The organism is Maribacter sp. (genome assembly GCA_020629415.1).
GTDB classification, from domain to species: Bacteria; Bacteroidota; Bacteroidia; order Flavobacteriales; family Flavobacteriaceae; genus Maribacter; species Maribacter huludaoensis.
Genome location: JAHDDL010000007.1, coordinates 64,290 through 87,050 on the forward strand (window position 1 = coordinate 64,290; position 22,761 = coordinate 87,050).

General features: G+C 35.3%; 26 protein-coding genes. 20 read left to right on the top strand and 6 right to left on the bottom strand.

Going from position 1 to position 22,761, the window contains the following annotated elements:
* Window positions 1-344: bifunctional diaminohydroxyphosphoribosylaminopyrimidine deaminase/5-amino-6-(5-phosphoribosylamino)uracil reductase RibD (gene ribD, locus QZ657_RS04720; protein WP_291965349.1), on the bottom strand; the 344-nt coding region annotated here is incomplete at its 3' end.
* A 152-nt stretch (window positions 345-496) separates the two neighbouring features.
* Here ribD and QZ657_RS04725 point away from each other — a divergent pair.
* Genes QZ657_RS04725 through QZ657_RS04755 form a run of 7 tightly spaced genes read left to right on the top strand, consistent with a single transcriptional unit; the run spans window position 497 to window position 6,333 of the window.
* Window positions 497-982, top strand: a complete 486-nt coding sequence (locus QZ657_RS04725; RefSeq protein WP_058102977.1) for a GNAT family N-acetyltransferase — start codon at window positions 497-499, stop codon at window positions 980-982.
* A 2-nt stretch (window positions 983-984) separates the two neighbouring features.
* Complete coding sequence (gene prmC / locus QZ657_RS04730) at window positions 985-1,854, top strand: peptide chain release factor N(5)-glutamine methyltransferase (RefSeq protein WP_291965293.1); 870 nt, start codon at window positions 985-987, stop codon at window positions 1,852-1,854.
* Window positions 1,851-2,432, top strand: a complete 582-nt coding sequence (locus QZ657_RS04735) for a TIGR00730 family Rossman fold protein (RefSeq protein ID WP_291965295.1) — start codon at window positions 1,851-1,853, stop codon at window positions 2,430-2,432. Before prmC ends, QZ657_RS04735 begins: the two co-directional genes overlap by 4 nt.
* Window positions 2,433-2,437: 5 nt before the next feature.
* Complete coding sequence (ligA, locus tag QZ657_RS04740) at window positions 2,438-4,429, top strand: NAD-dependent DNA ligase LigA (RefSeq protein ID WP_412759651.1); 1,992 nt, start codon at window positions 2,438-2,440, stop codon at window positions 4,427-4,429.
* A gap of 6 nt (window positions 4,430-4,435) precedes the next feature.
* Window positions 4,436-5,674, top strand: a complete 1,239-nt coding sequence (locus tag QZ657_RS04745) for a cation:proton antiporter (protein ID WP_291965296.1) — start codon at window positions 4,436-4,438, stop codon at window positions 5,672-5,674.
* A complete protein-coding gene (locus QZ657_RS04750) occupies window positions 5,671-5,973 on the top strand; it encodes a hypothetical protein (RefSeq protein ID WP_276472299.1) in 303 nt (100 codons plus the stop codon). The genes QZ657_RS04745 and QZ657_RS04750 overlap by 4 nt, the downstream gene beginning before the upstream one ends.
* Window positions 5,974-6,033: 60 nt before the next feature.
* Window positions 6,034-6,333, top strand: coding sequence for a helix-turn-helix domain-containing protein (locus QZ657_RS04755; protein ID WP_291965298.1), 300 nt, complete (start codon window positions 6,034-6,036; stop codon window positions 6,331-6,333).
* Window positions 6,334-6,403: 70 nt separating this feature from the next.
* Here QZ657_RS04755 and QZ657_RS04760 read toward each other — a convergent pair whose 3' ends face one another.
* The 5 genes from QZ657_RS04760 to QZ657_RS04780 form a co-directional block, all read right to left on the bottom strand.
* Window positions 6,404-7,018, bottom strand: coding sequence for a fumarylacetoacetate hydrolase family protein (locus QZ657_RS04760; RefSeq protein ID WP_210706346.1), 615 nt, complete (start codon window positions 7,016-7,018; stop codon window positions 6,404-6,406).
* A gap of 640 nt (window positions 7,019-7,658) precedes the next feature.
* Window positions 7,659-7,799 (bottom strand): hypothetical protein, encoded by a 141-nt coding sequence (locus tag QZ657_RS04765; RefSeq protein WP_276472302.1) that lies wholly within the window; start codon window positions 7,797-7,799, stop codon window positions 7,659-7,661.
* Window positions 7,800-8,029: 230 nt separating this feature from the next.
* The gene (locus QZ657_RS04770) at window positions 8,030-8,479 is read right to left on the bottom strand and encodes a GNAT family N-acetyltransferase (protein WP_291965299.1); all 450 of its coding nucleotides are present in this window, start codon (window positions 8,477-8,479) and stop codon (window positions 8,030-8,032) included.
* A gap of 14 nt (window positions 8,480-8,493) precedes the next feature.
* Window positions 8,494-9,399 carry a bifunctional metallophosphatase/5'-nucleotidase gene (locus QZ657_RS04775; RefSeq protein ID WP_291965301.1) on the bottom strand — a complete coding sequence of 302 codons (906 nt, stop codon included), beginning with the start codon at window positions 9,397-9,399 and terminating at the stop codon, window positions 8,494-8,496.
* Window position 9,400: 1 nt separating this feature from the next.
* Entirely contained in the window at window positions 9,401-10,186 is a 786-nt protein-coding gene (locus QZ657_RS04780) for a 5'-nucleotidase C-terminal domain-containing protein (RefSeq protein ID WP_291965303.1), read from the bottom strand.
* A gap of 45 nt (window positions 10,187-10,231) precedes the next feature.
* Between QZ657_RS04780 and QZ657_RS04785 the strand changes: the two genes are divergently transcribed.
* From QZ657_RS04785 to QZ657_RS04845, 13 genes are all read left to right on the top strand, one after another.
* Entirely contained in the window at window positions 10,232-10,765 is a 534-nt protein-coding gene (locus QZ657_RS04785; protein ID WP_276472306.1) for a DUF6913 domain-containing protein, read from the top strand.
* Window positions 10,766-10,767: 2 nt separating this feature from the next.
* Entirely contained in the window at window positions 10,768-11,658 is an 891-nt protein-coding gene (gene dapA, locus QZ657_RS04790) for a 4-hydroxy-tetrahydrodipicolinate synthase (RefSeq protein ID WP_291965305.1), read from the top strand.
* Between the two features lie 119 nt (window positions 11,659-11,777).
* Window positions 11,778-12,605, top strand: a complete 828-nt coding sequence (locus QZ657_RS04795) for an outer membrane protein assembly factor BamD (RefSeq protein WP_291960564.1) — start codon at window positions 11,778-11,780, stop codon at window positions 12,603-12,605.
* 17 nt (window positions 12,606-12,622) lie between these two features.
* A complete protein-coding gene (locus QZ657_RS04800) occupies window positions 12,623-12,949 on the top strand; it encodes a DNA-directed RNA polymerase subunit omega (RefSeq protein ID WP_076548396.1) in 327 nt (108 codons plus the stop codon).
* A gap of 5 nt (window positions 12,950-12,954) precedes the next feature.
* Window positions 12,955-14,160, top strand: coding sequence for a bifunctional phosphopantothenoylcysteine decarboxylase/phosphopantothenate--cysteine ligase CoaBC (gene coaBC, locus QZ657_RS04805; protein WP_291965309.1), 1,206 nt, complete (start codon window positions 12,955-12,957; stop codon window positions 14,158-14,160).
* Window positions 14,153-15,046, top strand: coding sequence for a DUF4835 family protein (locus QZ657_RS04810; protein ID WP_276472593.1), 894 nt, complete (start codon window positions 14,153-14,155; stop codon window positions 15,044-15,046). Before coaBC ends, QZ657_RS04810 begins: the two co-directional genes overlap by 8 nt.
* Window positions 15,047-15,101: 55 nt before the next feature.
* Window positions 15,102-16,769 (top strand): DNA repair protein RecN, encoded by a 1,668-nt coding sequence (gene recN, locus QZ657_RS04815; RefSeq protein WP_291965311.1) that lies wholly within the window; start codon window positions 15,102-15,104, stop codon window positions 16,767-16,769.
* Window positions 16,770-16,929: 160 nt separating this feature from the next.
* Window positions 16,930-17,736: an enoyl-ACP reductase gene (locus QZ657_RS04820; RefSeq protein ID WP_276472312.1), complete on the top strand. Its 807-nt coding sequence runs from the start codon at window positions 16,930-16,932 to the stop codon at window positions 17,734-17,736.
* A gap of 55 nt (window positions 17,737-17,791) precedes the next feature.
* Window positions 17,792-18,793: a glycosyltransferase gene (locus QZ657_RS04825; RefSeq protein ID WP_291965312.1), complete on the top strand. Its 1,002-nt coding sequence runs from the start codon at window positions 17,792-17,794 to the stop codon at window positions 18,791-18,793.
* Window positions 18,794-18,798: 5 nt separating this feature from the next.
* Window positions 18,799-19,764 (top strand): CdaR family protein, encoded by a 966-nt coding sequence (locus QZ657_RS04830; protein ID WP_291965314.1) that lies wholly within the window; start codon window positions 18,799-18,801, stop codon window positions 19,762-19,764.
* Window positions 19,761-20,345 carry a dephospho-CoA kinase gene (gene coaE, locus QZ657_RS04835; RefSeq protein WP_291965315.1) on the top strand — a complete coding sequence of 195 codons (585 nt, stop codon included), beginning with the start codon at window positions 19,761-19,763 and terminating at the stop codon, window positions 20,343-20,345. Before QZ657_RS04830 ends, coaE begins: the two co-directional genes overlap by 4 nt.
* Window positions 20,346-20,428: 83 nt before the next feature.
* The gene (locus QZ657_RS04840; RefSeq protein WP_276472316.1) at window positions 20,429-22,012 is read left to right on the top strand and encodes a sensor histidine kinase; all 1,584 of its coding nucleotides are present in this window, start codon (window positions 20,429-20,431) and stop codon (window positions 22,010-22,012) included.
* A gap of 6 nt (window positions 22,013-22,018) precedes the next feature.
* A complete protein-coding gene (locus tag QZ657_RS04845; RefSeq protein WP_276472317.1) occupies window positions 22,019-22,732 on the top strand; it encodes a response regulator transcription factor in 714 nt (237 codons plus the stop codon).
* Window positions 22,733-22,761 lie beyond the last annotated feature (29 nt).

Genomic DNA, 22,761 nt, shown 5'->3' on the forward strand with positions numbered 1-22,761 from the left:
CCCGCCGCTTTCAATTTTTTTATACCATTACCGGCTACTTTTTCATGAGGGTCCTTTAACCCAATGACAACCTTAGGTATTCCCATTCTTACGATTAAATCCGCACAAGGTGGGGTTTTGCCATAATGAGAGCAAGGTTCTAAGGTTACATAAATAGTAGCATTTTTGAGTAGCGTACTGTCTTTTACCGAGTTTATAGCATTCACCTCGGCATGTGAACCACCATAAGCACTGGTAAACCCTTCACCAATAATTGTGTCATTATACACAATTACTGCACCTACCATGGGGTTGGGCGCTGTAGTACCCAATCCGTTTTTTGCAATTTCAATACACCGTTGCATATATCTCTCATCTGCAGAAAATGCCTTTGATTGAGATGGTATTGTATTTGTAGAATCAAGATTATTAATGGACATCAAACTTTACCTTTATACGCATATCACGTATCTTCACACCTCAAAAATAGTACTTTAAAACCTATTGCATAGTTCATATGGAAAATGTCGTGATACGTGAAATTAAAAAGGAAGATAACCCGCAAGTTGCTAGGGTAATACGGCAGGTGTTGGAAGATTTGGGAGTGCCAAAAGTGGGCACGGCCTATGAAGACCCTTCATTGGATAACATGTATGAGCATTATAATAAACCCAAGGCCACTTATTTTGTGATCGAAGAAAATGGTTCAATTTTAGGCTGTGCCGGTGTTGCACAACTAGATAATTACAACGGTAATGTTTGTGAGCTTCAGAAAATGTACTTTTTGCAAGAAGCAAGAGGCAAAGGGGCAGGTCATAAAATGATCAATGTATGTTTGGATAAAGCCAAGGAATATGGTTTTGATGCCTGTTATTTGGAGACAATGCCCTATATGGAAGCTGCACAAAAATTGTATAAGAAAATGGGCTTTGAATATATAGATGCCCGTATGGGGGATACCGGTCATTATTCCTGTCCTGTATTTATGCTTAAAACATTGTAATTGTGCTGTTAAAAGAGGTAAAGAATATTTTTCATGCAGAATTGGACGCTATCTATGGTAAAGATGAAGTAAACAGCTTTTTCTATCTACTTATTGAGCACTATTTTGAATTAGAGCGTTTTGTATTGGCGTTACAACCTAATCTTAATATAGAAAAAGAACAAGAGACTATCTTGTTTAAGGCGTTGTCCGAATTGAAGTTACATAAACCTATTCAACATATTACAGGTATTGCCCATTTTATGGACTTAGATTTTAAGGTTAATAAGCATGTGTTGATACCTAGACCCGAAACCGAAGAATTGGTTCGGTGGATTTTGGATGATGTTAAAGAACTAAATCAATCTTTAACTATTTTAGACATGGGTACGGGTAGCGGTTGTATTCCTATTTCTTTAGATAAAAATCTGGCGGATGCTAAAGTGTATGCGTTGGACGTTTCGCCACAAGCCCTAGTGGTTGCTGAAGAAAACAATAGAACGCTTGGTGCAAATGTTACCTTTGTTAAGGCGGATATGTTGTCCTTACATTCTAAAACGGCAGCAAAAGAATTAGATCAAAAATTTGATATTATTATTTCCAATCCGCCATATGTACGCGAATTGGAAAAAGCAGAAATGCAAAATAATGTAATAGACCATGAGCCAAGTTTGGCACTTTTTGTTCCAGATAAAGACCCGTTAAAGTTTTACAAGGCAGTTGTAAATTTTGCATCTGAACACTTGAATAAAAATGGTTGTCTGTATTTGGAAATCAATCAGTATTTAGGAGAAGAAACTAAACAAATATTGCAAAAATCTAATTTTAGGACTATCGAATTAAGACCAGATATGTTTGGTAATGACCGTATGATAAAAGGAATAAGAAAATGAAAAGTATTGTAGTGTTTTGCGGTAGTAGTGAAGGTATTGTTTCTGATTATGGCGTAAAAGCATATGAACTGGGAGAGACTTTTGCAAAGAAAGGTATACAACTTGTATATGGAGGAGCCAAAATTGGCATTATGGGTAAAATTGCCGAAGGCGTTTTAAATAATAAAGGAAAGGTAATAGGGGTAATTCCTGTATTTTTAAAGAAAAAAGAAGTAGTTCATGAGGGGTTGACGGAATTGATAGTCACCCAAAATATGCATGAACGCAAATTGAAAATGCATGAACTATCTGACGGAATAATAATGCTCCCTGGAGGATTTGGTACTTTAGAAGAGTTTTTTGAAATGTTGACTTGGTCGCAGCTTGGGTTGCACCAATACCCCATAGGAATTTTGAATACCAATGGTTTTTACGATTCCCTATTGCAAATGATGCATGACATGGTACAAAACGGATTTGTTAAAAAAGAACATTTAAATACTATTTTGGTAGATGATACTATAGAAACATTATTGCATAAAATGGAAAACTATATACCATTGCCTACACCAAAATGGATTAATAAAGAACAGCTTTAATAATTATGAAGGCAAAGATTGAAGAACTAAGAAAAGAGTTGCGAGAGCATAATCACAATTACTATGTGTTGGATAACCCGACCATTTCAGATTATGAATTCGATATGAAATTGAAAGAATTACAGGATTTGGAAGCTAAACATCCTGAATTTTATGATGCCAGTTCACCATCATTACGTGTAGGTGGTATGATCACCAAGAATTTTGCAACCGTAGTTCATGAACATAGAATGTACTCTTTAGACAATTCATACTCTAAAGAAGATTTAGAGGATTGGGAGAAACGTATTCAGCGTAATTTGGGAGACGTACCTGTTGAATTTACTTGCGAGTTAAAATATGATGGCGCATCTATCAGTATAACTTATGAACAAGGTAAACTGGTAAGAGCGGTTACCCGTGGTGACGGAATTCAGGGGGATGATGTTACCAATAATATAAAAACCATTAAATCGGTTCCGCTCCAGTTAAAAGGGGATTATCCAGATAAGTTTGATATACGAGGAGAAATAGTATTACCGTTCGACGGATTTCAGAAAATGAACGAAGAACGCATTGCCAATGGAGAAGAGCCGTATATGAATCCGCGAAATACGGCATCGGGCAGTTTAAAACTTCAAGATAGCAGTGTGGTTGCACAGAGACCATTAGATTGTTTGCTGTACAGTATTGTAGGTAGAAACCTGAATATTGACTCTCAATTTCATATGTTGGAGAAAGCTCGAGAATGGGGCTTTAAAGTGCCAACTGTTGCCAAACTTTGTAAAACTACAGATGAAGTTATGGCATTTGTTGAGGAGTGGGATGTAAAACGCCATGAGTTACCTTACGAAACCGATGGTGTTGTGATAAAAGTAAATAGCCTTCAAAACCAAGAAGAGCTTGGTTTTACCTCAAAAGCCCCGCGATGGGCAATGGCGTATAAATTTAAAGCAGAACAGGTTTTTACCACTTTAAATGAAATAACCTATCAGGTAGGGCGTACAGGCGCAATAACCCCGGTAGCCAATCTAGAACCGGTATTATTGGCAGGTACTACGGTAAAAAGAGCATCGTTACATAATGCGGACCAAATAGAAAAATTGGATATTAGGGTAGGTGATACCGTATTTGTAGAAAAAGGAGGAGAAATTATCCCCAAGATTATAGCGGTTGATCTCACGAAAAGACCGGCAGATTCCAAACCAACGGAATATATTCATGAATGTCCAGAATGTGGTACCGAGCTTACTCGTACAGCGGGTGATGCGAAACATTATTGCCCAAATGAGTACGGTTGTCCGCCACAAATAACCGGTAGAATTCAGCATTTCATTTCTAGAAAGGCAATGGATATTGAAGGCTTGGGAGGGGAAACGGTAGAATTACTGTTTAAAGAAGGGTTGATAGACGATTATGCCGATTTATATAAACTCACCAAAGAAGATGTTTTACCCTTAGAACGAATGGCGGAGAAGTCTGCCGAGAATTTAGTAAACGGAGTAGCGGAATCTGTAAAAGTACCTTTTGAACGTGTGTTGTTTGCTTTAGGTATTCGCTTTGTAGGCGAGACCGTGGCTAAGAAATTGGCAAAAGCATATAAAAACATAGATGCTTTAAAAGAAGCTACATTAGAGCATTTAACTTCTGTAGATGAGATAGGGGAGCGCATAGCGCAAAGTGTCATCGACTTTTTTGCGAACGAGAAGAATATAGATGCCATAGAGAGATTGCGAAGTTTTGGCGTGCAATTATCAATATCTGAAGAAAAGTTACAAAACCAGACCGATACCTTGGCGGGTAATACTTTTGTGGTTTCCGGAGTATTTGAGATTTTAAGTAGAGATGAGCTTAAAAAGAAAATAGAGGATAACGGGGGTAAAGTTGGATCATCTATATCTTCTAAAACTAGTTATTTGGTTGCGGGAGATAAAATGGGACCTAGTAAGCTTGCAAAGGCAGAAAAACTGGGTATACCCATTATTAGTGAGCAAGATTTTATAAACATGTTAGCATAGATCATTATGGATATTTTTACAATAATTTCAGTACTTGTTTTTCTATCGGCAATTTTTGGATATATAAATGCCCGCTTTTTAAAACTACCCAATAGTATTGGCTTAATGTTGATTACAATTGTGTTTACTTTGGCTGTATTTGCTATTGGCTATGTAGACGATACGTTAATAAACGCAGAGCGTTACATTATTACACAGATAGATTTTAAAACGGTGCTGCTAGATATTATGTTGAGTTTCCTGTTATTTGCAGGGGCGCTTCATACCAATTTTGAACAGCTGAAAGTACAACGTTGGCCTATACTGGTATTCTCAACATTAGGTGTTTTGGTGTCTACCTTTTTAGTGGGGACCAGTATGTATTATTTGTTGCAGTTGTTGGGTATGCAGATCAATTTTATTTACTGTTTGTTATTTGGATCTCTTATATCACCAACAGATCCTATTGCCGTTTTGGGAATATTAAAAAAGGCCGGTGCACCAAAAAAGTTGGAAACCAAAATTGTGGGAGAATCATTGTTCAATGACGGGGTAGGGGTTGTTGTATTCTTAACGATATTTCAACTGGCATCTGCAACAGAGGTAGCTGTATCTCCATTACATATTATAGAACTATTTGGGGTTGAGGTAATTGGCGGGTTGGCATTGGGTCTGACCCTAGGTTGGGGAACGTATAAATTAATGCGATCCATTGACGATTATGATATAGAGGTAATCATAACATTGGCAACGGTAATGGTAGGTACATTGATAGCGCAGAAATTCCATTTATCGGCACCTTTGGCAATGGTGGCTGCTGGTTTGGTAGTTGGTAACGACACCGTTCGCGATTCTGCCATGTCAGAGACCACGGAGACCTATGTAGATAAATTTTGGGAGCTTTTAGATATTCTGTTGAATACCTTGTTATTTGTATTGATAGGGATGGAAATGCTGGTACTGACATTTAAAACAGAATATATTATTGCAGGTTTATTGGCAATTCCGCTAGTATTACTTTGTCGCTATCTTTCATTAATGCTTCCTATTAAATTCTTTGAAGAGAAATTGGATTTTGTGCCAAGGACCAATTTGGTAATGACCTGGGGAGGATTGCGCGGTGGTATATCTATAGCATTGGCATTAGGTCTTTCAGATGACATGCATAGAGATGCTTTTTTAGTGATAACCTACATAGTTGTGGTATTCTCGATAATAGGACAAGGCTTAACCGTTGAAAAATTGATTAAAAGTGTCGTAAAATGATACCTAAGACCTATCTTGAATTTGAAAAGAGTTTGGAATTCACCAATGTGCCAAAAGACTGGTCAAACGGACTAAAAGCTGCATGGTACGATGCCAAAGGCGATTGGGAAGCTTCTCATAATATTGCCCAAGATATGCACAATGAACTTGGTAGTTGGTTGCATGCCTATTTGCACAGAAAAGAAGGTGATCGGTTTAATGCAGGATATTGGTATAGATTAGCGAATAAAGAATATCCCACAATTACTTTAGACGAAGAGTTAAAGGTAATTGTGAAGTTTATCTTGATGAGCGGCTAGAAAATTTCCTTTGATCAATTTTCATTTTGGTCTATAATTTTAGAAAATCGGCAAAGTTCCTTGAACGAAGATACAAGAACTTTGAAGTATGAAAGCAATGCAGAATATTATGCAAATCAATTAGGGATAAGTGCAAAACGATTAAATCAGGTGCTTCAAGAAAAGTTGAACCCTACCGCAAAACAAGTGATACAGCAAAGACAGATAACAGAGGCTAAACGTAAACTCATCAGAAGCGAAATCACTACAAAGGAATTGGCTTTTGACCTAGGGTTTGAGTCCATAAGCAGTTTTTTCCGCTTTTTTAAAAGGAATGTGGGTGTTAGTCCAACCGCTTTCAAGGCTCAGCAAAAATCTTAAAATATAAATCTGGAGCAAAAAAAATCGGAATTACTAAGTAATTCCGATTCTTATAATGCTATAAATGCAACTAGATCATTTTAAAATCCAGAAGAATTTCTCCTTCTATGGAAGCCTGTAAATGGTCTCCTTTAAAAGTTTCACCTGCACCAACTGCTGGCGTACCGGTAAAAATCATGTCGCCCGGATTTAAGGTCATAAAAGTAGAAACAAAACTGATGATTTCGGCAAAGTTATAAATAATGTAACCGGTGTTACCAACTTGCTTCTTTTCACCATTGATGACTAAATCAAAGTTAATGTTATCCAATTCGGGAAAATCGGAAATAGGTTTAAAACCAGAAATAGGAGAAGCACCGTCAAAACCTTTGGCCAAAGCCCAAGGACCTTTCTTTTCTCTGCTGGCAGTAAGTACATCTTTTGCTGTATAGTCTATTCCAATACCTATTTCAGAAATGTATGAGTTTGCTTCCTCTACAGAAACATTTTTAGCGGTTTTACCGATTTTTACAACTAATTCTACCTCATAAATCAATTGATTGGTAATCGCAGGGAATTCAACATCCTTGCTATCCGTTACCAATGATGAATCTGGTTTTGTGAATATTAGTTGTACATCATTTTTTAAATCATCAATTTCAGATTTATCTAAAACATAGTTTTTGCCAATGCCTATAATTTTCATTACTGTGGTGTTAGTATATTATTAATTTTGAAGTGAAATTAAACAATCTGGCGAGTATTATTTATTGTTTTAATTGAAATCACATTAACATTACTTTTTGTTTAAAGATAAGGTGTATATGTTGTGATTAAGAATTGATATTTTTTAGTAAAAACAATAGCCAAATATTATTGTATTATCTGTTTATGATAAGCCATTTAAACATTGGTTATATTTTCTGTTCACTATAGATAATCAGATTTATACATGTTTTAAAAACACTATTTCAATTAAAGGATGAAGCGTTTTAATAAGCCGTTAAAGAATTACGGTTTGACCACAAGAAAGTTTTTTTAAAGGAGTAAGGGGAGTATACTCCTTTGGTGTTTAAATTAAACCGTTAGAATTTAAATTTAATTATGTCAAAATCTTTTTGAAGATAGTTGAATTCACATTAAAAAAATTACTACACGGATACTTGGTAAGTATTTTGGATTTTGATTACGTGTTAATTACGGTTATGTATTAACATAAAAATTGCTGTAATAACTTTTTTTTCTGGTCCAGCTTTTAGAACTGACAACCAATTTTAAAGATTATTACAGCAATTAATTCATGAATTGGTAAACTTTTGGTTTTTACGACATTCAATCTGCTAATTTTAATAAAGTGTGCCTAAAACCTGGGTTTTTCTTTCAAAAATCATCTCGCTGCCATTTTTCAATTCATTAGGCTTTTCTAAAGCATTCAACTTAAGGTTGTTTTTTATAGAATATTTCTTTTGTAAAAAATCTACTTGCATAATATTGAGTTTAGAATGAGTAACTAATTTAATCATTAATTCATTGAAAATCATTTAATTATGATAAAATTAAGTAATGTGAACTAAGAAATGCGAATATGATTATTTTGGGAGGGATAAAATGCCAAACTAGTTTTTTAAAGGTGCTTTTTTTTGAGAATTTGCACTCAAAAAATACTGATTTAGAAAATTGTAAACCGACAATTCTCCTTTTTAGGAATTATAATAGGTTATAATGACTTTTTAAAACAAACGCTATTTTCCATTTTTTCATATGGAGGATAGCTATCGGTAATAGTGTATTTATTTTTTTTATACAGTGCAATGGCTTCCGGCTGGCGTAATCCGGTTTCAAGAACTGCAAAGGAGTAATTTAATTCTTTTGCCCATTCTTCTAATACCAATAACACTTTTGAGGCAATACTTTTACCACGAAATTCTGGTTTTACGAACATACGCTTGATCTCAACGGAATTTGTATTGAACTTTTTAAAAGCGCCACAGGCAACAGGTGTTTTGTCGGAATAAAAAACAACACAGTTTTTCAACGCATCAATACCGTTGAATTGTGCGTAAAAAGCATTTTCATCGCCATCACGTAATGCCAAATCAGCATCGAGCAAAGCAACTAATTGCTTAAAGTTTTTATTATCACTAGAACAACGTTTATAGTAAAGCATAATAGGTCTCTTTTTTAGACTTTAATAGTATAGCCATTTGCGTTAACAGTACTATTGTCAAAATAAAAGTCAATTCTACCTAGATTTACTCCAAAACACCCAACTTGATTTACAAGAATATCACGCTCTACGGCATTACTAACTACAGTAGGTCGATCTAGAAAGGTGTGAGTGTGCCCACCAATGATTAAATCCGTGTATTTAGTTCTTTTGGCTAACTTTAAATCATCTGGTTTTTCAGTGCTGTATTCGTATCCTAAGTGAGACAGGCAAATGACCAAATTACACTTTTCTTCTTCTTTAAGTTTAGTTTCCATATCGGTAGCCAATTCATAGGGATCTAGAAAAACCGTTTCCTTGTAAAGTTGTTTAGTTACTAATCCATTCAATTTAATTCCTAATCCGTAAACGCCTACCTTAATTCCGTCTTTTTCATATACTTTATAAGGCTGTGTCAATCCGTCTAAAACCGTATTCGAAAAATCATAATTAGCACTGATAAAATTAAACTTGGCATATGGCATTTGAGCCAATAGACCGTCAATACCATTATCAAAATCATGGTTTCCAATAGTGGTAGCGTCATAATTAAGCATGCTCATTAGTTTAAATTCTAACTCACCGCCATAAAAGTTAAAATACGGTGTACCTTGAAAAATATCACCGGCATCAAAAAGAAAAGTATTCGGATTCTCTTTTCTAATGCTTTCTACCAAACCAGCTCTACGCGCCAAACCGCCTAAGCCTGGAAAATATGCATGATCGTTAGGGAAAGCGTCTACGTGACTGTGTACGTCATTAGTGTGTAAAATGGTAATGTGTTTTTTTGTGGCAACGTTGCAAGAATTTAAACTAAGTCCGCCCAAAGTCAATAAACCAGAGGTTGCAGCCGTATTTTTTATAAATTTTCTTCTTTCCATTTTACTGTAATTGATAATATCTTAAATCTACTTTTGGGGCTAGGGTGTCCACTTTGCTAAAGAAATCTATCATGGCGTTTCTTATTTTATAATCAGTTTCCGTTTTGGAAATGGCATCTTTGAAAAAACCCATATTATCGCCACCGGTTACCAAATAATCTGATGTTGCCACATAATAAGATTTATTTTTAGCAATAGGTTTTCCGTCCACGGTGAAAGTATTGACCGTGTTATTTTTATTCAATATAAGCTGTGCGCCTGCAATGGGGTGCGCTCTTTTGGACTTTATTAGGTAATCAACCATTTTCATTAGAGATTCGCCGTTTAATTCTACGACGACAACAGAGTTTTCAAAAGGCATTACCTCATAAGCCGTTCTGGAAGTTACGTTGCCTTTGGAGATAACAGCGCGTATACCGCCATGGTTCAATAAAACCATATCTATATTATGGCCAGTTCGTTTCTTGAATATAGGATTGGTCTCACTTAGAACGATATCCGCCATTAAATTACCCGCTGTGGTGTTGAATTTTCCATCGGTTTTAGTAATAACAAAAGGTGCATAGGCCAACGTACTATCTAAAATGCTTTCTACTCTATCATGATACGGCTGAATAAATTGCTGAATACTGTCAATAGAAGTATAATTTGTATCAACAGCTATTTGCTTGCCAGTCAGCTCAATGAGATGTTCCGGAGTATTCTTGCAAGACGCTATAATTACAAATGTTATAAATATAACATAATGTTTTATATTTAAAATCTCAAAGTGTTTTAACTTCGCCATATAGTTGCGGGGATATTATTTACATTTGTCTAAATGTAAAAATACATGTTTTTAAAAGGAATTAAGGACAAGTTTAAGCGGAAATCAGGTCGCAAAATATTAAAACAGTTGGTGGCAACACCAGCTGCTGTAATGCGTGAGGGTAAAGGAATACGTTCTGTAGGTTGTATTGTGGATCTGGATAAATTTGAGAAATCTGAAGTGTTTTTTCAGTTTCAAGAAGAGTTTTCTTTACATCCAAATGCCGTAAAAATTATTGGATATAAACGTTTTTATGATAAAAACTCGCCATATGCCACTCCAGTTTTTTCAGATAAAGATCTTGGATGGAACGGTGATATAGAAAACAGTTATGCCCTTGAATTTTTAGGACGTGAATATGATTTATTGGTAAATTATTATAACGAGGATAGCTTACTATTGAATTTAATGTCGGTAAAGACCAAGGCCCGTTTAAAAGTAGGTTTTACAGAAGTAGGGCCAACTTATAATGATTTAATGTTAGATACGCCTTTAAAGGACTTTCAAATATTTAAAAAAGAATTGAAAAAGTACTTGGGCATTTTTAAGGAGATTTAGTTATGAAACAATTAAGAGGAGCAGGGGTAGCGTTAATAACGCCATTTAAGGAAGATGGATCTGTAGATGTTGAAGCTCTTAAAAAAGTAGTGGCCTTCAATATTGAAGGTAATATAGATTATTTGGTAGTACTGGGTACAACGGCCGAATCTGTAACATTATCAAAAGCTGAAAAACAATTGGTAATGCGTACGGTTGAAGAAGTTAATGCAGGTGCGTTACCTTTGGTTATAGGTATTGGTGGTAATAATACCGCAGCATTGGTTGAAGAATTACGATCCGCAGATTTATCCGCTTATGATGCCATACTTTCTGTGTCACCATATTATAACCGCCCAACCCAGGAGGGAATCTATCAGCACTTTACAGCACTTTCACAAGCATCTCCCTTACCTATAATTTTATATAATGTACCAGGTAGAACCGGTAGTAACATGTTGCCCGAAACCGTGGTTCGTTTGGCAAAGAAATTTGATAACATAGTTGCGGTTAAAGAAGCTTGTGGCAATATGGTACAAGTGCAAGAACTAATATCTACAAGACCTCAAGGTTTTCTAGTACTTTCTGGTGATGACATTACTGCATTGCCTACAATTGTTGCTGGCGGAGACGGTGTTATCTCTGTAATTGGTCAGGGTTTGCCAAAAGAATTCTCTAAAATGGTTCATGAGGGCTTAAGTGGTAATAGCAAAAAAGCTTATAGTTACCATTATAAAATGCAAGATGGCATGAAGTTGATTTTTGAAGAAGGCAACCCGGCAGGTATCAAAGTTATATTTGAATATCTAGGTTTGGCCAATGCAAATGTTAGACTACCGTTAATAACAGCTAGTGATGCCTTAAAACATAGAATTGTATCCTTTATGGAATCTATGATACGTATACCGGCATAAATATTCGTTAAATCTTCATTGAGTAGGGCATTCTTGTGGTGTAAAGCCTGTATTTTTATTGGTTTAAAATGTTTTTTAAATCCATTGATAATTACTAATTTTGCAAAATGTTTTTTAAAATGAGGAGAGTTTTTTCAATACTATTGATTGCCATTGCTTTACAATCATGTAGCGAGTACCAAAAAGTACTAAAGAACGATGATGTAAAAGCCAAATATGACATGGCCGAAACTTTCTACGAAGAAGGTGATTATAGAAGGGCGAATAGATTGCTTGAGCAAATAGCGCCCAAGTATGTAGGTAAACCCCAAGGCGAACGTGTAATGTTCTTTTTGTCCAACAGCTATTTTCAGCGTGGAGATTACAATATGGCAGGCTACCAGTTTGAGCGTTTTGTAAAATCATACCCTAAAAGTGATAAAGCGGTTGAGGCAACATTCTTAGGAGCTAAAAGCTTTTATAAACTATCGCCGGAATATTCCTTGGACCAAACCGATACCGACAAGGCTCTATTAAAATTGCAGAATTTTATTAATACATATTCTGAATCTGAATTTTATGCCGAAGCAAATGCCATGGCTCAGGAGCTGACTACCAAAAAAGAACAGAAGGCATTTGAGATTTTAAAGCAGTATAATAAATTGGGTGAATTCAATTATGACATGCTGAAGTCTGCGGTAGCTGCTAGTGATAATTTTGTGTCAGATAATCCTGGCTCACCTTTTAGGGAAGAGGCAATGTTTGTAAAGGTTGAAGCGTTAACCCATATGGCGGTTAATAGTTTTGAGCAATTAAAGGAAGAACGTTTAAAGAATGCCAAAGCGGCTCATGCTGCCTTAATGAAGCAGTTTCCTGAATCTAAGTTTGATAAAGAGGCTACGGATTTGATTGAAAAGATTGATAAAGAATTACAACGTATGCAAGCGCAGACCGTTGAATCAAAATAAATAATTTAATTATGAATATGAACGATTTAAAAAACTCTAAAGCATCGGTATCAACGGTAACCATTAACCGTAACGAGTTTGATCAGCCAACAGAAAATATCTATGAGGCTATTTCAATTGCTGCAAAGCGTGCTGTTCAGATCAACTCTGAAATTAAAAAAGAGCTTTTAGAGAAATTAGAAGAGTTTGCTACCTATAGTGATAGTTTAGAGGAAGTTTTTGAAAACAAAGAGCAAATTGAAGTTTCTAAGTTTTATGAAAAATTACCTAAGCCACACGCAATGGCGGTAGAAGAGTGGTTGATGGATAAAATCTACCATAGAAACACGGAAAAAGACGCTTAAGAAATATGTTGAACGGCAAAAATGTTCTTTTAGGAATCACCGGAGGCATTGCTGCTTATAAAACAACATTCTTAGTTCGTTTATTTATAAAAGCTGGCGCTAACGTTAAGGTTATACTTACCGATAGCGCCAGCTCTTTTGTTTCGCCGCTTACGCTGGCTACTTTGGCCAAAAACCCTGTTGTTCTTGATTTTGTAAAAACAGAGGAAAATACGGTAGATTGGAATCATCATGTAGAAATGGGGCTTTGGGCAGACCTAATGTTAATTGCACCGGCCACGGCAAATACCATGTCAAAAATGGCAACAGGTAATTGTGATAATATATTGATGGCTACTTATTTATCGGCTAAATGCCCGGTTTTCGTTGCTCCGGCAATGGACTTGGATATGTATAAACATCCAAGTACAAAAAAATCCTTAGATGAATTAACTTCATTTGGTAATGTCATTATACCGGCAACAAGTGGAGAACTGGCTAGTGGCTTACATGGTGAAGGCAGGATGGCAGAGCCAGAAGAAATTGTAAACTTTATTAAAAATCAGCTGTCAAAAGGTTTGCCATTGTCCGGTAAAAAAGTGTTGATTACTGCCGGGCCAACGTATGAGGCTATTGATCCAGTGCGTTTTATAGGTAATCACTCAACAGGTTTAATGGGGTTTGAACTTGCTAAAACAGCTGCAGGTCTTGGTGCTGAAGTGTATTTGGTAAGTGGACCTACAAACCTTTCCGTTACCCATGATCTTATTCATGTGGTCAACGTAGTTTCTGCAGATGATATGTATCATAGTGCCCAAATGTATTATGATGCATCGGATATTGTAATTTGTGCCGCTGCGGTGGCAGATTATAGGCCAAAGACCATTGCTGAACAAAAAATTAAAAAATCCGAAGAAAATTTTACCATTGAGTTGGTAAAGAATAAAGATATATTGAAAACCTTCGGTGATCATAAAAAACACCAATTTTTAGTTGGTTTTGCCCTAGAGACCGAAAACGAAATTGAAAACGCAAAAGGTAAATTAAAGCGTAAGAACCTAGATGCAATCGTGTTGAATTCAATGCGGGACAAAGGCGCCGGTTTTGGCGGTGTTACCAATAAAATTTCATTTATAGATACCAATTCTAACATTACTACGTTTGAACTAAAGACCAAGGCAGAAGTTGCCGTGGATATCTTCAATGAAATTATTAAAAGACGATATGCGTAAGGCTGTATTTTTATTTCTTTTCAACCTTTTTTGTTTTGTATCGATAGCACAAGAATTAAACTGTGCCGTTACCGTCAATTCAGATCAATTAACTCAAGGTGATCTTCAGGTTTTTAAAACGTTGGAGCGTTCATTGAATGATTATGTAAATAAAACCAAATGGACCAATAGGGTCTACAAGGAAAATGAAAGGGTAAATGCCCAAATGTTCATTACCATAACTTCTTATGAGTCTAATAGTTTTAGTGGTAATATTCAAATACAATCTTCAAGACCGGTATATAATACCTCTTATTCTACGCCTATATTTAACTACAAGGACAATGCTTTTAATTTTAGGTACATAGAATTTCAACCAATGATTTTCAACGAGAACCAGTTTGAGTCTAATTTGGTAAGCGTAATGGCTTATTATGTCTATGTCATATTAGGCTTGGATGCAGATACGTTTTCTTTGGAAGGTGGTACGGAATTTTACAGAAAAGCGCAGAATATTGTAACGCAGGCGCAAGGTAGTAATTCTGCCGGTTGGAGCCAGTCCGCCGATTCTAACCGAAGTAGATTTGAATTAATAGATAATCTTTTATCAAATACCTACAGGGAGTATCGTATTGCCATGTATAACTATCATAGAAAAGGACTTGATATACTGCCAGATAATAATAGCACAGGTAAACAAGTAATTGCGGGTACTATGAATCTTTTTCAAACGATGATCAATAGACGGCCTAATGCCTTTTTAATTTCCACGTTCTTTGATGCAAAATCAGAGGAGATTAAGAATATTTTTTCTGATGGACCTAAGGTTGATATTGTAAAGCTAAAAGAAACATTGAATAAAATAGCGCCTTTATATGCTTCAACTTGGAACGATATTAAATATTGAACCATTTTACAAAACAGAATTATAGGTTACCTTTGTGAATCTAAAATTCTAACGCGTGCTTTCAACCCTTTCTATTTCTAATTACGCATTAATTGATCGTCTAGAAGTTGACTTCAATAAAGGTTTCACTGTTATTACCGGTGAAACAGGAGCCGGTAAATCTATTTTACTAGGTGGTTTGTCATTGGTGCTCGGTAAGCGGGCAGATTTATCTTCACTACGGGTAAAAGATCAGAAATGTATTATAGAAGGTACGTTTAAAATTGATACGTACGGATTACAGAATTTTTTCGAAGAAAATGATTTGGACTATGAAGATAGTACGGTTATTAGACGTGAAATTTTGCCAAGCGGAAAGTCAAGGGCCTTTGTGAACGATACGCCCGTTACTTTAGGTGTCCTATCAACTTTGGGTGAAAATTTAATAGATATACATTCACAGCATCAGACCATGCAACTTACCGAAAACGACTTTCAGTTAAAACTGGTAGATGCTTTGGCAAACAATCAAAAAAGATTATTGGTATACAGAAAAGATTTAAAAGCTTACCGTAATACGCAAAAAGAACTTGAGAAGCTGATCGAGGTGCAAAGTTCAGCAAATAAAGAGCAAGATTACAATACGTTTTTGTTAGAAGAGTTGGAAAAGGCACCTTTAAAAGTTGGTATTATTGAAGAGCTGGAAGAAGAATATGAGCAGTTGAACAATGTTGAGCTAATTATGGAGCAATTGTCTAAAGGGGATCAATTGTTCAATGATGAGCAGATAGGTGTATTGCCCTTGGTGGCCGAAATGCGTCAATCTCTCTCTAAATTGGTAGATTTTGGCGGCAACTATAAGGATTTGTTCGAGCGTGTAAAATCTGTAATGATAGAATTAGATGATATTAGTACCGAATTACAGCAGCTGCAAGAAGGTGTAGAGGCCAATCCAGATCAATTGGAGCAAGTAAGCAATAAATTACAGTTACTATACAACCTATTAAAAAAGCACAATGTCAGTGATATTGCAGACTTGATTGTTATAAAGAACGATCTTGCCGATAAAGTATTTGAAACTGCCAATTTAGATGATAAAATTGCGGCTAAAACAACCGAAATAGAGGACATGGCATCTGCATTAGAATCTAAAGCAATTGCACTAAGGGAAAAGAGAAACTCCGTAATTCCTCAATTAAAGAATAAATTGGAAACGGATTTGGGGCTGTTGGGTATGCCAAGTGCATCGTTTGAAATTAAATTACATGATGCCGAAACATTCACTACTACCGGTAAAGATGAGCTTTCATTTTTATTTACTGCAAATAGAGGTGGGAGCTATGGAGAATTAAAGAAAGTAGCATCTGGTGGTGAACTATCAAGAATAATGTTAGTGATAAAAGCGATACTTGCCAAGTATGAAAAATTGCCAACGATTATGTTCGATGAAATTGATACCGGTGTATCTGGTGAAATCTCTGACCGTATGGCAGATATCATGAAAGATATGAGTGCAGATCTGCAGGTATTCTCTATCACGCATCTACCCCAGGTAGCATCAAAAGGTAATAATCATTTTAAAGTTTTTAAAACTGAAGCTAAGGAGCGTACCATGACTAACTTAAAGAAACTGACAGATGATGAAAGAGTGGTAGAGTTGGCGCATATGCTAAGCGGTAAAGATTTGTCAGATTCTGCCCTGGCACATGCAAAGGAGCTTTTAAGTTCATCCACCGGTAATTGATACTATAGACTATAGGGTATTCTATATTTACTCAAATGATGCTGAATTTCTATGCATATATTAGTGCTATTGTTTTAGGGTATTTAAGTGGTACTTCAATTCGCTATTAACATATTTTAGATATCTTTGAATTTTAAATTTAACTATACAATCGACCATCATGGGATATAACTTATTAAAAGGTAAAAGGGGAATTATATTTGGAGCACTAGATGAAAATTCTATTGCATGGAAAACGGCACAAACGGTACACGCAGAAGGTGGTACGTTTGTTTTAACAAACGCCCCAATTGCAATGAGAATGGGTCAAATAGACCAATTGGCAAAAGAAACCGGTTCAGAAATTATACCTGCAGACGCTACAAGTGTTGAAGACCTTGATAATTTGGTGGCAAAAGCAGTTGAAATATTAGGAGGGAAAATCGATTTTGTATTGCATTCCATCGGTATGTCTGTAAACGTACGTAAAGGTAGGGCGTATACAGATGAGAAGTATGATTTTACTCAAAAAGGATGGGATGTTTCGGCATTATCATTTCATAAGGTAATGCAATCATTGTACAAAGCAGATGCAATGAACGAGTGGGGTAGTATTGTAGCGCTTACTTACATGGCAGCTCAAAGAACTTTCCCTGATTACAATGACATGGCAGATAATAAAGCATATTTAGAATCTGTAGCCCGTAGTTTTGGATATTTCTTCGGTAAAGAGAAAAAAGTACGTGTAAATACTATTTCACAATCACCTACGGCTACTACTGCTGGGCAAGGAGTAAAAGGTTTTGACGGATTCATTAGTTATGCGGAAAAAATGTCTCCGTTAGGTAATGCATCGGCTCAAGATTGTGCAGATTATACCATTACTTTATTTTCAGATCTTACGAGAAAGGTTACAATGCAGAACTTGTTTCATGACGGCGGTTTCTCTAATACAGGGGTTAGCCAAGAAGTTATAGAGAAGTTTTAATCAAGATTTAAATTTTCCAATTTCATTGGAGCCTATTTATAAAAGGAGAGTTATAATGAACTTATCGTTTTCTTTTATCATTCCTGTATACAATAGACCCAATGAAATTAAGGAGTTGTTGGATAGTCTACGTTTACAGACCTATGACAATATTTTTGAGGTGGTCATCGTTGAAGACGGTTCTACTATTTCATCTGAAGAAGTAATTGGTGATTATGTAGACTATTTGGCAATTTCATATTATAAAAAGCCTAATTCTGGTCCCGGTGATTCCCGTAATTATGGTATGGCTAGGGCAAAGGGCAATTATTTTATTGTGTTGGACTCTGACTGTATTTTACCCCCACAGTATCTTGTTAAAGTTGAGAAAAGTTTAAGGGAAGATTTTGTGCATTGTTATGGTGGGCCGGATGCGGCGCATGAATCATTTTCTACCGTGCAAAAAGCCATAAATTATGCAATGACTTCTTTTTTGACCACAGGCGGAATTCGTGGTGGTAAAAAAGCGGTAGATAAATTCCAGCCCAGAAGTTTTAATATGGGCATTTCTAAAGAAGCTTTTGAGAATGTTGGCGGTTACGGTAACATTCATCCGGGTGAAGATCCAGATCTTACCATACGCATTTGGAACAAGGGCTATAAAACCAAATTGATTTCAGAGGCATTTGTGTATCATAAAAGACGAATAGACTGGAACAAATTTTATATTCAGGTCAATAAATTTGGGATGGTACGCCCTATATTAAATAAGTGGCATCCAGAAACTAAGAAAATCACGTATTGGTTTCCTACCGTGTTTTGCTTAGGGTTATTGGGTTCAATTATATTGGCGATAGCAGGGTTTATGGTGCCATTGTATTTTTATTCTTTATACTATCTGTTATTATTCATAGATGCACTTAGAAAAACCAGTAATTTAAAAGTTGCTTTTTTATCTTTAGTGGCAACAGCGATACAATTTTTTGGATATGGATACGGGTTTTTAAAATCAACCTTGTATATTAATTTCTTAAGTAAAAAGCCGGAGGAAATTTTTCCGAAATTATTTTTTAGTTAAAAGTGATGGAACGATTAGTAGAGTGGATAAAGACAGGACTTAAAAAGAGAAAGGTAAAAGTTTTTCTGGTGTTCTTGTTGTGTGCCTCTCTAGCCTGGTTAATTAACAAATTATCACTGACCTACACTAACAATACTACTTTTAAAGTTGAGTATATTAATGTTCCCAAAGAATTTTTATTGGCCAACACTCCTAAAGAAGAGATTGAGGTACGGCTACAAGCAGCGGGCTTTCAGTTTTTAGGCTATGAACTTAAACCTAAGCATGTACAATTAGATGTTAGCAAAGTAATGCACAAAGACGAAGCATACTATTTATCTGCAGATCAAATAAGAATACAATTAGAATCCCAGCTTAATAATTATAGTACCTTAACGGATTTTGATAGCGATGCTATATATTTTGATTTTACATCTTTAGAAACAAAAAAAGTGCCGGTAAAAGCTTTGGTAGATTTAACCTTTGCATCTAATCATATTCTTGAAGGCGAGATTAAAGTTGAGCCAGATTCAATACAAATTTCAGGACCTAAAAGCCAAATAGATACCATTAATCAAATTAAGACCACATTGTTTAAATCTGATTATATAAATAGCTCATTCTCAAATGAAATAAATCTACAGCTGCCAACACAATTAAAAGGAACAACTTTTTCAAGTAATAGTGTTGCTATATCTGGTAAGGTGGTCAAGTTTTCGGAACAAGTTATTCAGGTTCCGGTTCATGTTATTAACCTACCGGAAAATATTAAGGTTCGTACATTTCCTGAAATTGTTGAAGTACGTTGTCAGGGTACATTAGAGCATTTGAAAGAATTAGAGGTAGAAGATTTTTCGGTAGAGGCAGATTATTTAAAAGTTTCAAAAGAAACAGGAAATAGATTGTCTATAACACTAAAAAAGTATCCAAGAGTATTACATAATGCCATAATGAATACGAATGAGGTTGAATTTATACTTCGAAGAGAATGATAACAATAGGTTTAACAGGAGGTATAGGTAGCGGAAAATCTACTGTTGCATCAATGTTCAAAGATCTAGGTGTGCCGGTCTATGATTCTGATCAAAGGGCAAAGCATTTAATGAATTCTTCTAAAGCTATTCATGACCAGTTAATTGAATTACTAGGAGAGGAGGCGTTTCTTGATGGTAAATTAAATAGAGCGTTTATAGCTAGTAAAGTTTTTAATGATAAGAACTTGTTGGCTAAACTTAATGACATAGTTCATCCGGTAGTTAGGGAAGATTTTGTAGCATGGGCCAAAAATCAAAATGCTAGATATGTAATTCAAGAAACGGCATTACTGTTCGAAAATAAATCTCAAGCATTGTATGATGAAGTTATTTTGGTTACTGCACCAAAAGAAGTAAGAATTGGTCGTGTATTGGCTAGGGATAATACAACAAGAGCGCAAGTTGAAGCACGTATGGACAATCAACTTGAAGACAAAATTAAATTAGAGTTGGCCAATTTTGTTATAGAAAATATTGATTTGGAAATTACCAAGGAAAAAGTGCTTCAAGTCCACGCATCTATCCTTACTGAACACTAGTTATTTAGCAATTTTAACATTTTTGTTAAGGTTAGGTTAAACGTACTGACCTCTAACTGTTAAATCTTTAATTTTAACACCCAATGAACAAAAAGTTATTTGTGCTCTTAGTGGTTTTGATGAGCCTTTCACTTGTTGGTCTGATTTTTGTTCAAAGTTTCTGGATCAGTAAATCCATAGATAGCGGAGAGGAGCAATTCTCTAGTAGTGTTTCTGAAGCATTGAACAGTGTTACCAACAAGATTACCGAAAGAGAAACCAAAAATTACTTTGATAGGTATTTACATGCAAAGGATAGTATTGGAGGAGAGCTTAAAGGTGCTCAGCTCACTAATTTTTTCTTTATTGATAGGGATATCAATTCTAATGAAATATTGTTGTATGAACACGGTATTTTAGAAGAGGATTATGGTATTTCTTCTACGTTCTTTGATAGTAGTGATGGTGCTGATACCACTATCATTAAAAATTTTACAAGTAAGCGAACTACCTCTATATTTAGGGAAGATTTTGATTTAGAAGGTAACACTCCACGTTTTAATCCTATTCAGCGGATTGAAAAAATTGGTGGTCTTAATAAGATGGAAAAGGCCGCCATGGAAGAAATGTTTATGGTTCATGCAAAACGTGTGCCTATTCATAAACGTGTTTCCAAACAAGAAATTGAATTGTTGTTACAGCGAGAGTTAGAGAATAGGGGTGTTGATATTGCTTTTGAATATGGAGTATATAGCAATGGTCTACCGACCAAGGTAAAATCTTCCAAATTTAAATACGCAGAATCAAATATTTATAAGTCTCCTATGTTTGTGGATTTTGAAGGTGTCTCAAATTTCGATTTGTTAATTTCTTTTCCCAAGAAAAAGCGATTTTTGGTACAGAATATTTTGGGTCTAGCGCTGCTTTCATTATTATTTACGATAATTATTGTAGTCGCGTATGCCGGGGCAATTTATCAACTTATACGTCAAAAACAGATATCTGAAATAAAAACGGATTTCATAAATAATATGACACATGAGTTTAAAACTCCGATAGCTACTATAAATTTGGCGGTAGAGGCAATTAGGAACCCTAAAATAATAACGGACCAGGAAAAGGTTTTGCGTTATTTACAGATGATTAGAGATGAGAATAAAAGAATGCATGCACAGGTTGAAAATGTACTTAGAATCTCTAAACTTGAAAAAAATCAGCTTGATATAAGTAAGGATAGGGTCAATGTTCACGACATTATAGAAGATGCCATTACTCACGTAGAATTGATAGTTGATGATAGAGGTGGCTATATACATACCCATTTAGACGCTGAACGTTGCGAAGTTTTGGCCAATGAAATGCATTTTACCAATGTAATAGTCAATATGTTAGACAATGCGATCAAGTATTCTGAAGAAGCACCAAAAATAGATGTATTTACAGAAAGAGCTAAGAATTACATCATAATAAAGGTTCAGGATCAAGGTGCCGGTATGAGTAAAGCAGTGGTAAAGAAGGTATTTGAAAAATTCTATAGAGAGCACACAGGAGATTTACATAACGTTAAAGGACATGGATTAGGTTTGTCTTACGTTAAAAAAATAGTTGAAGACCACCAAGGCGAAGTATATGCCGAAAGTGAAAAAGGAAAAGGAAGTACATTTTACATAAAATTGCCGTTAATATAAAAATATATGGAAACAATAAACAAGAAAATACTTTTAGTAGAGGATGACCCAAATTTTGGGATTGTATTGAAAGATTATTTGTCAATGAATGACTTTGACGTCACGTTGGCAAAGAATGGAATGGAAGGTTTTGAGAAGTTCAAAAAAGATAATTATGATATCTGTATTTTAGATGTGATGATGCCTTATAAGGACGGTTTCACATTAGCGAAAGAAATTCGTGAAAAGAATGAAAATGTACCTATTGTATTTTTGACGGCAAAAACAATGAAGGAAGATGTTCTTAAAGGATATAAAGCTGGTGCAGATGATTATTTGAACAAGCCTTTTGATTCTGAGGTATTGTTAATGAAATTGAAGGCTATCTTGCAGAGAAAAGCTTCTAATGGCTTGGCAGATAGTAAGAAGTTTGAGTTTACGATCGGTGGCTTTCACTTAAATTCAAAATTAAGATTCTTAAAATATAAAGACGAAGAGTCAATTAAACTTTCTCCAAAAGAGAACGAATTGCTACGTTTATTAGCTTTACATGAGAATGATTTAATGCCAAGGGAATTGGCATTGACAAAGATTTGGAGAGATGATAATTATTTTACCTCTCGTAGCATGGATGTTTATATTGCAAAATTACGTAAGTATCTAAAAGTTGATGATACCGTTGAAATACTAAATATACATGGAGAAGGTTTCCGTTTAGTTGTAAAGGCAGAGGGAGAATAATTTTCTTAAAAACTAGTATAAAAAAAGCA

Bases quoted from the DNA above. Each gene is read 5' to 3' on its own strand.
- QZ657_RS04830 (WP_291965314.1), top strand. From the start codon at position 18,799: ATGGAACGATTAGTAGAGTGGATAAAGACAGGACTTAAAAAGAGAAAG.
- QZ657_RS04840 (WP_276472316.1), top strand. From the start codon at position 20,429: ATGAACAAAAAGTTATTTGTGCTCTTAGTGGTTTTGATGAGCCTTTCA.
- QZ657_RS04735 (WP_291965295.1), top strand. From the start codon at position 1,851: ATGAAAAGTATTGTAGTGTTTTGCGGTAGTAGTGAAGGTATTGTTTCT.
- QZ657_RS04780 (WP_291965303.1), bottom strand. From the start codon at position 10,186: ATGGCGAAGTTAAAACACTTTGAGATTTTAAATATAAAACATTATGTT.
- QZ657_RS04775 (WP_291965301.1), bottom strand. From the start codon at position 9,399: ATGGAAAGAAGAAAATTTATAAAAAATACGGCTGCAACCTCTGGTTTA.
- QZ657_RS04810 (WP_276472593.1), top strand. From the start codon at position 14,153: ATGCGTAAGGCTGTATTTTTATTTCTTTTCAACCTTTTTTGTTTTGTA.
- QZ657_RS04765 (WP_276472302.1), bottom strand. From the start codon at position 7,799: ATGCAAGTAGATTTTTTACAAAAGAAATATTCTATAAAAAACAACCTT.
- QZ657_RS04745 (WP_291965296.1), top strand. From the start codon at position 4,436: ATGGATATTTTTACAATAATTTCAGTACTTGTTTTTCTATCGGCAATT.
- QZ657_RS04795 (WP_291960564.1), top strand. From the start codon at position 11,778: ATGAGGAGAGTTTTTTCAATACTATTGATTGCCATTGCTTTACAATCA.
- coaE (WP_291965315.1), top strand. From the start codon at position 19,761: ATGATAACAATAGGTTTAACAGGAGGTATAGGTAGCGGAAAATCTACT.
- QZ657_RS04725 (WP_058102977.1), top strand. From the start codon at position 497: ATGGAAAATGTCGTGATACGTGAAATTAAAAAGGAAGATAACCCGCAA.
- QZ657_RS04845 (WP_276472317.1), top strand. From the start codon at position 22,019: ATGGAAACAATAAACAAGAAAATACTTTTAGTAGAGGATGACCCAAAT.
- QZ657_RS04760 (WP_210706346.1), bottom strand. From the start codon at position 7,018: ATGAAAATTATAGGCATTGGCAAAAACTATGTTTTAGATAAATCTGAA.
- dapA (WP_291965305.1), top strand. From the start codon at position 10,768: ATGAAACAATTAAGAGGAGCAGGGGTAGCGTTAATAACGCCATTTAAG.
- QZ657_RS04785 (WP_276472306.1), top strand. From the start codon at position 10,232: ATGTTTTTAAAAGGAATTAAGGACAAGTTTAAGCGGAAATCAGGTCGC.
- QZ657_RS04750 (WP_276472299.1), top strand. From the start codon at position 5,671: ATGATACCTAAGACCTATCTTGAATTTGAAAAGAGTTTGGAATTCACC.
- ligA (WP_412759651.1), top strand. From the start codon at position 2,438: ATGAAGGCAAAGATTGAAGAACTAAGAAAAGAGTTGCGAGAGCATAAT.
- QZ657_RS04770 (WP_291965299.1), bottom strand. From the start codon at position 8,479: ATGCTTTACTATAAACGTTGTTCTAGTGATAATAAAAACTTTAAGCAA.
- QZ657_RS04800 (WP_076548396.1), top strand. From the start codon at position 12,623: ATGAACGATTTAAAAAACTCTAAAGCATCGGTATCAACGGTAACCATT.
- QZ657_RS04825 (WP_291965312.1), top strand. From the start codon at position 17,792: ATGAACTTATCGTTTTCTTTTATCATTCCTGTATACAATAGACCCAAT.
- QZ657_RS04820 (WP_276472312.1), top strand. From the start codon at position 16,930: ATGGGATATAACTTATTAAAAGGTAAAAGGGGAATTATATTTGGAGCA.
- coaBC (WP_291965309.1), top strand. From the start codon at position 12,955: ATGTTGAACGGCAAAAATGTTCTTTTAGGAATCACCGGAGGCATTGCT.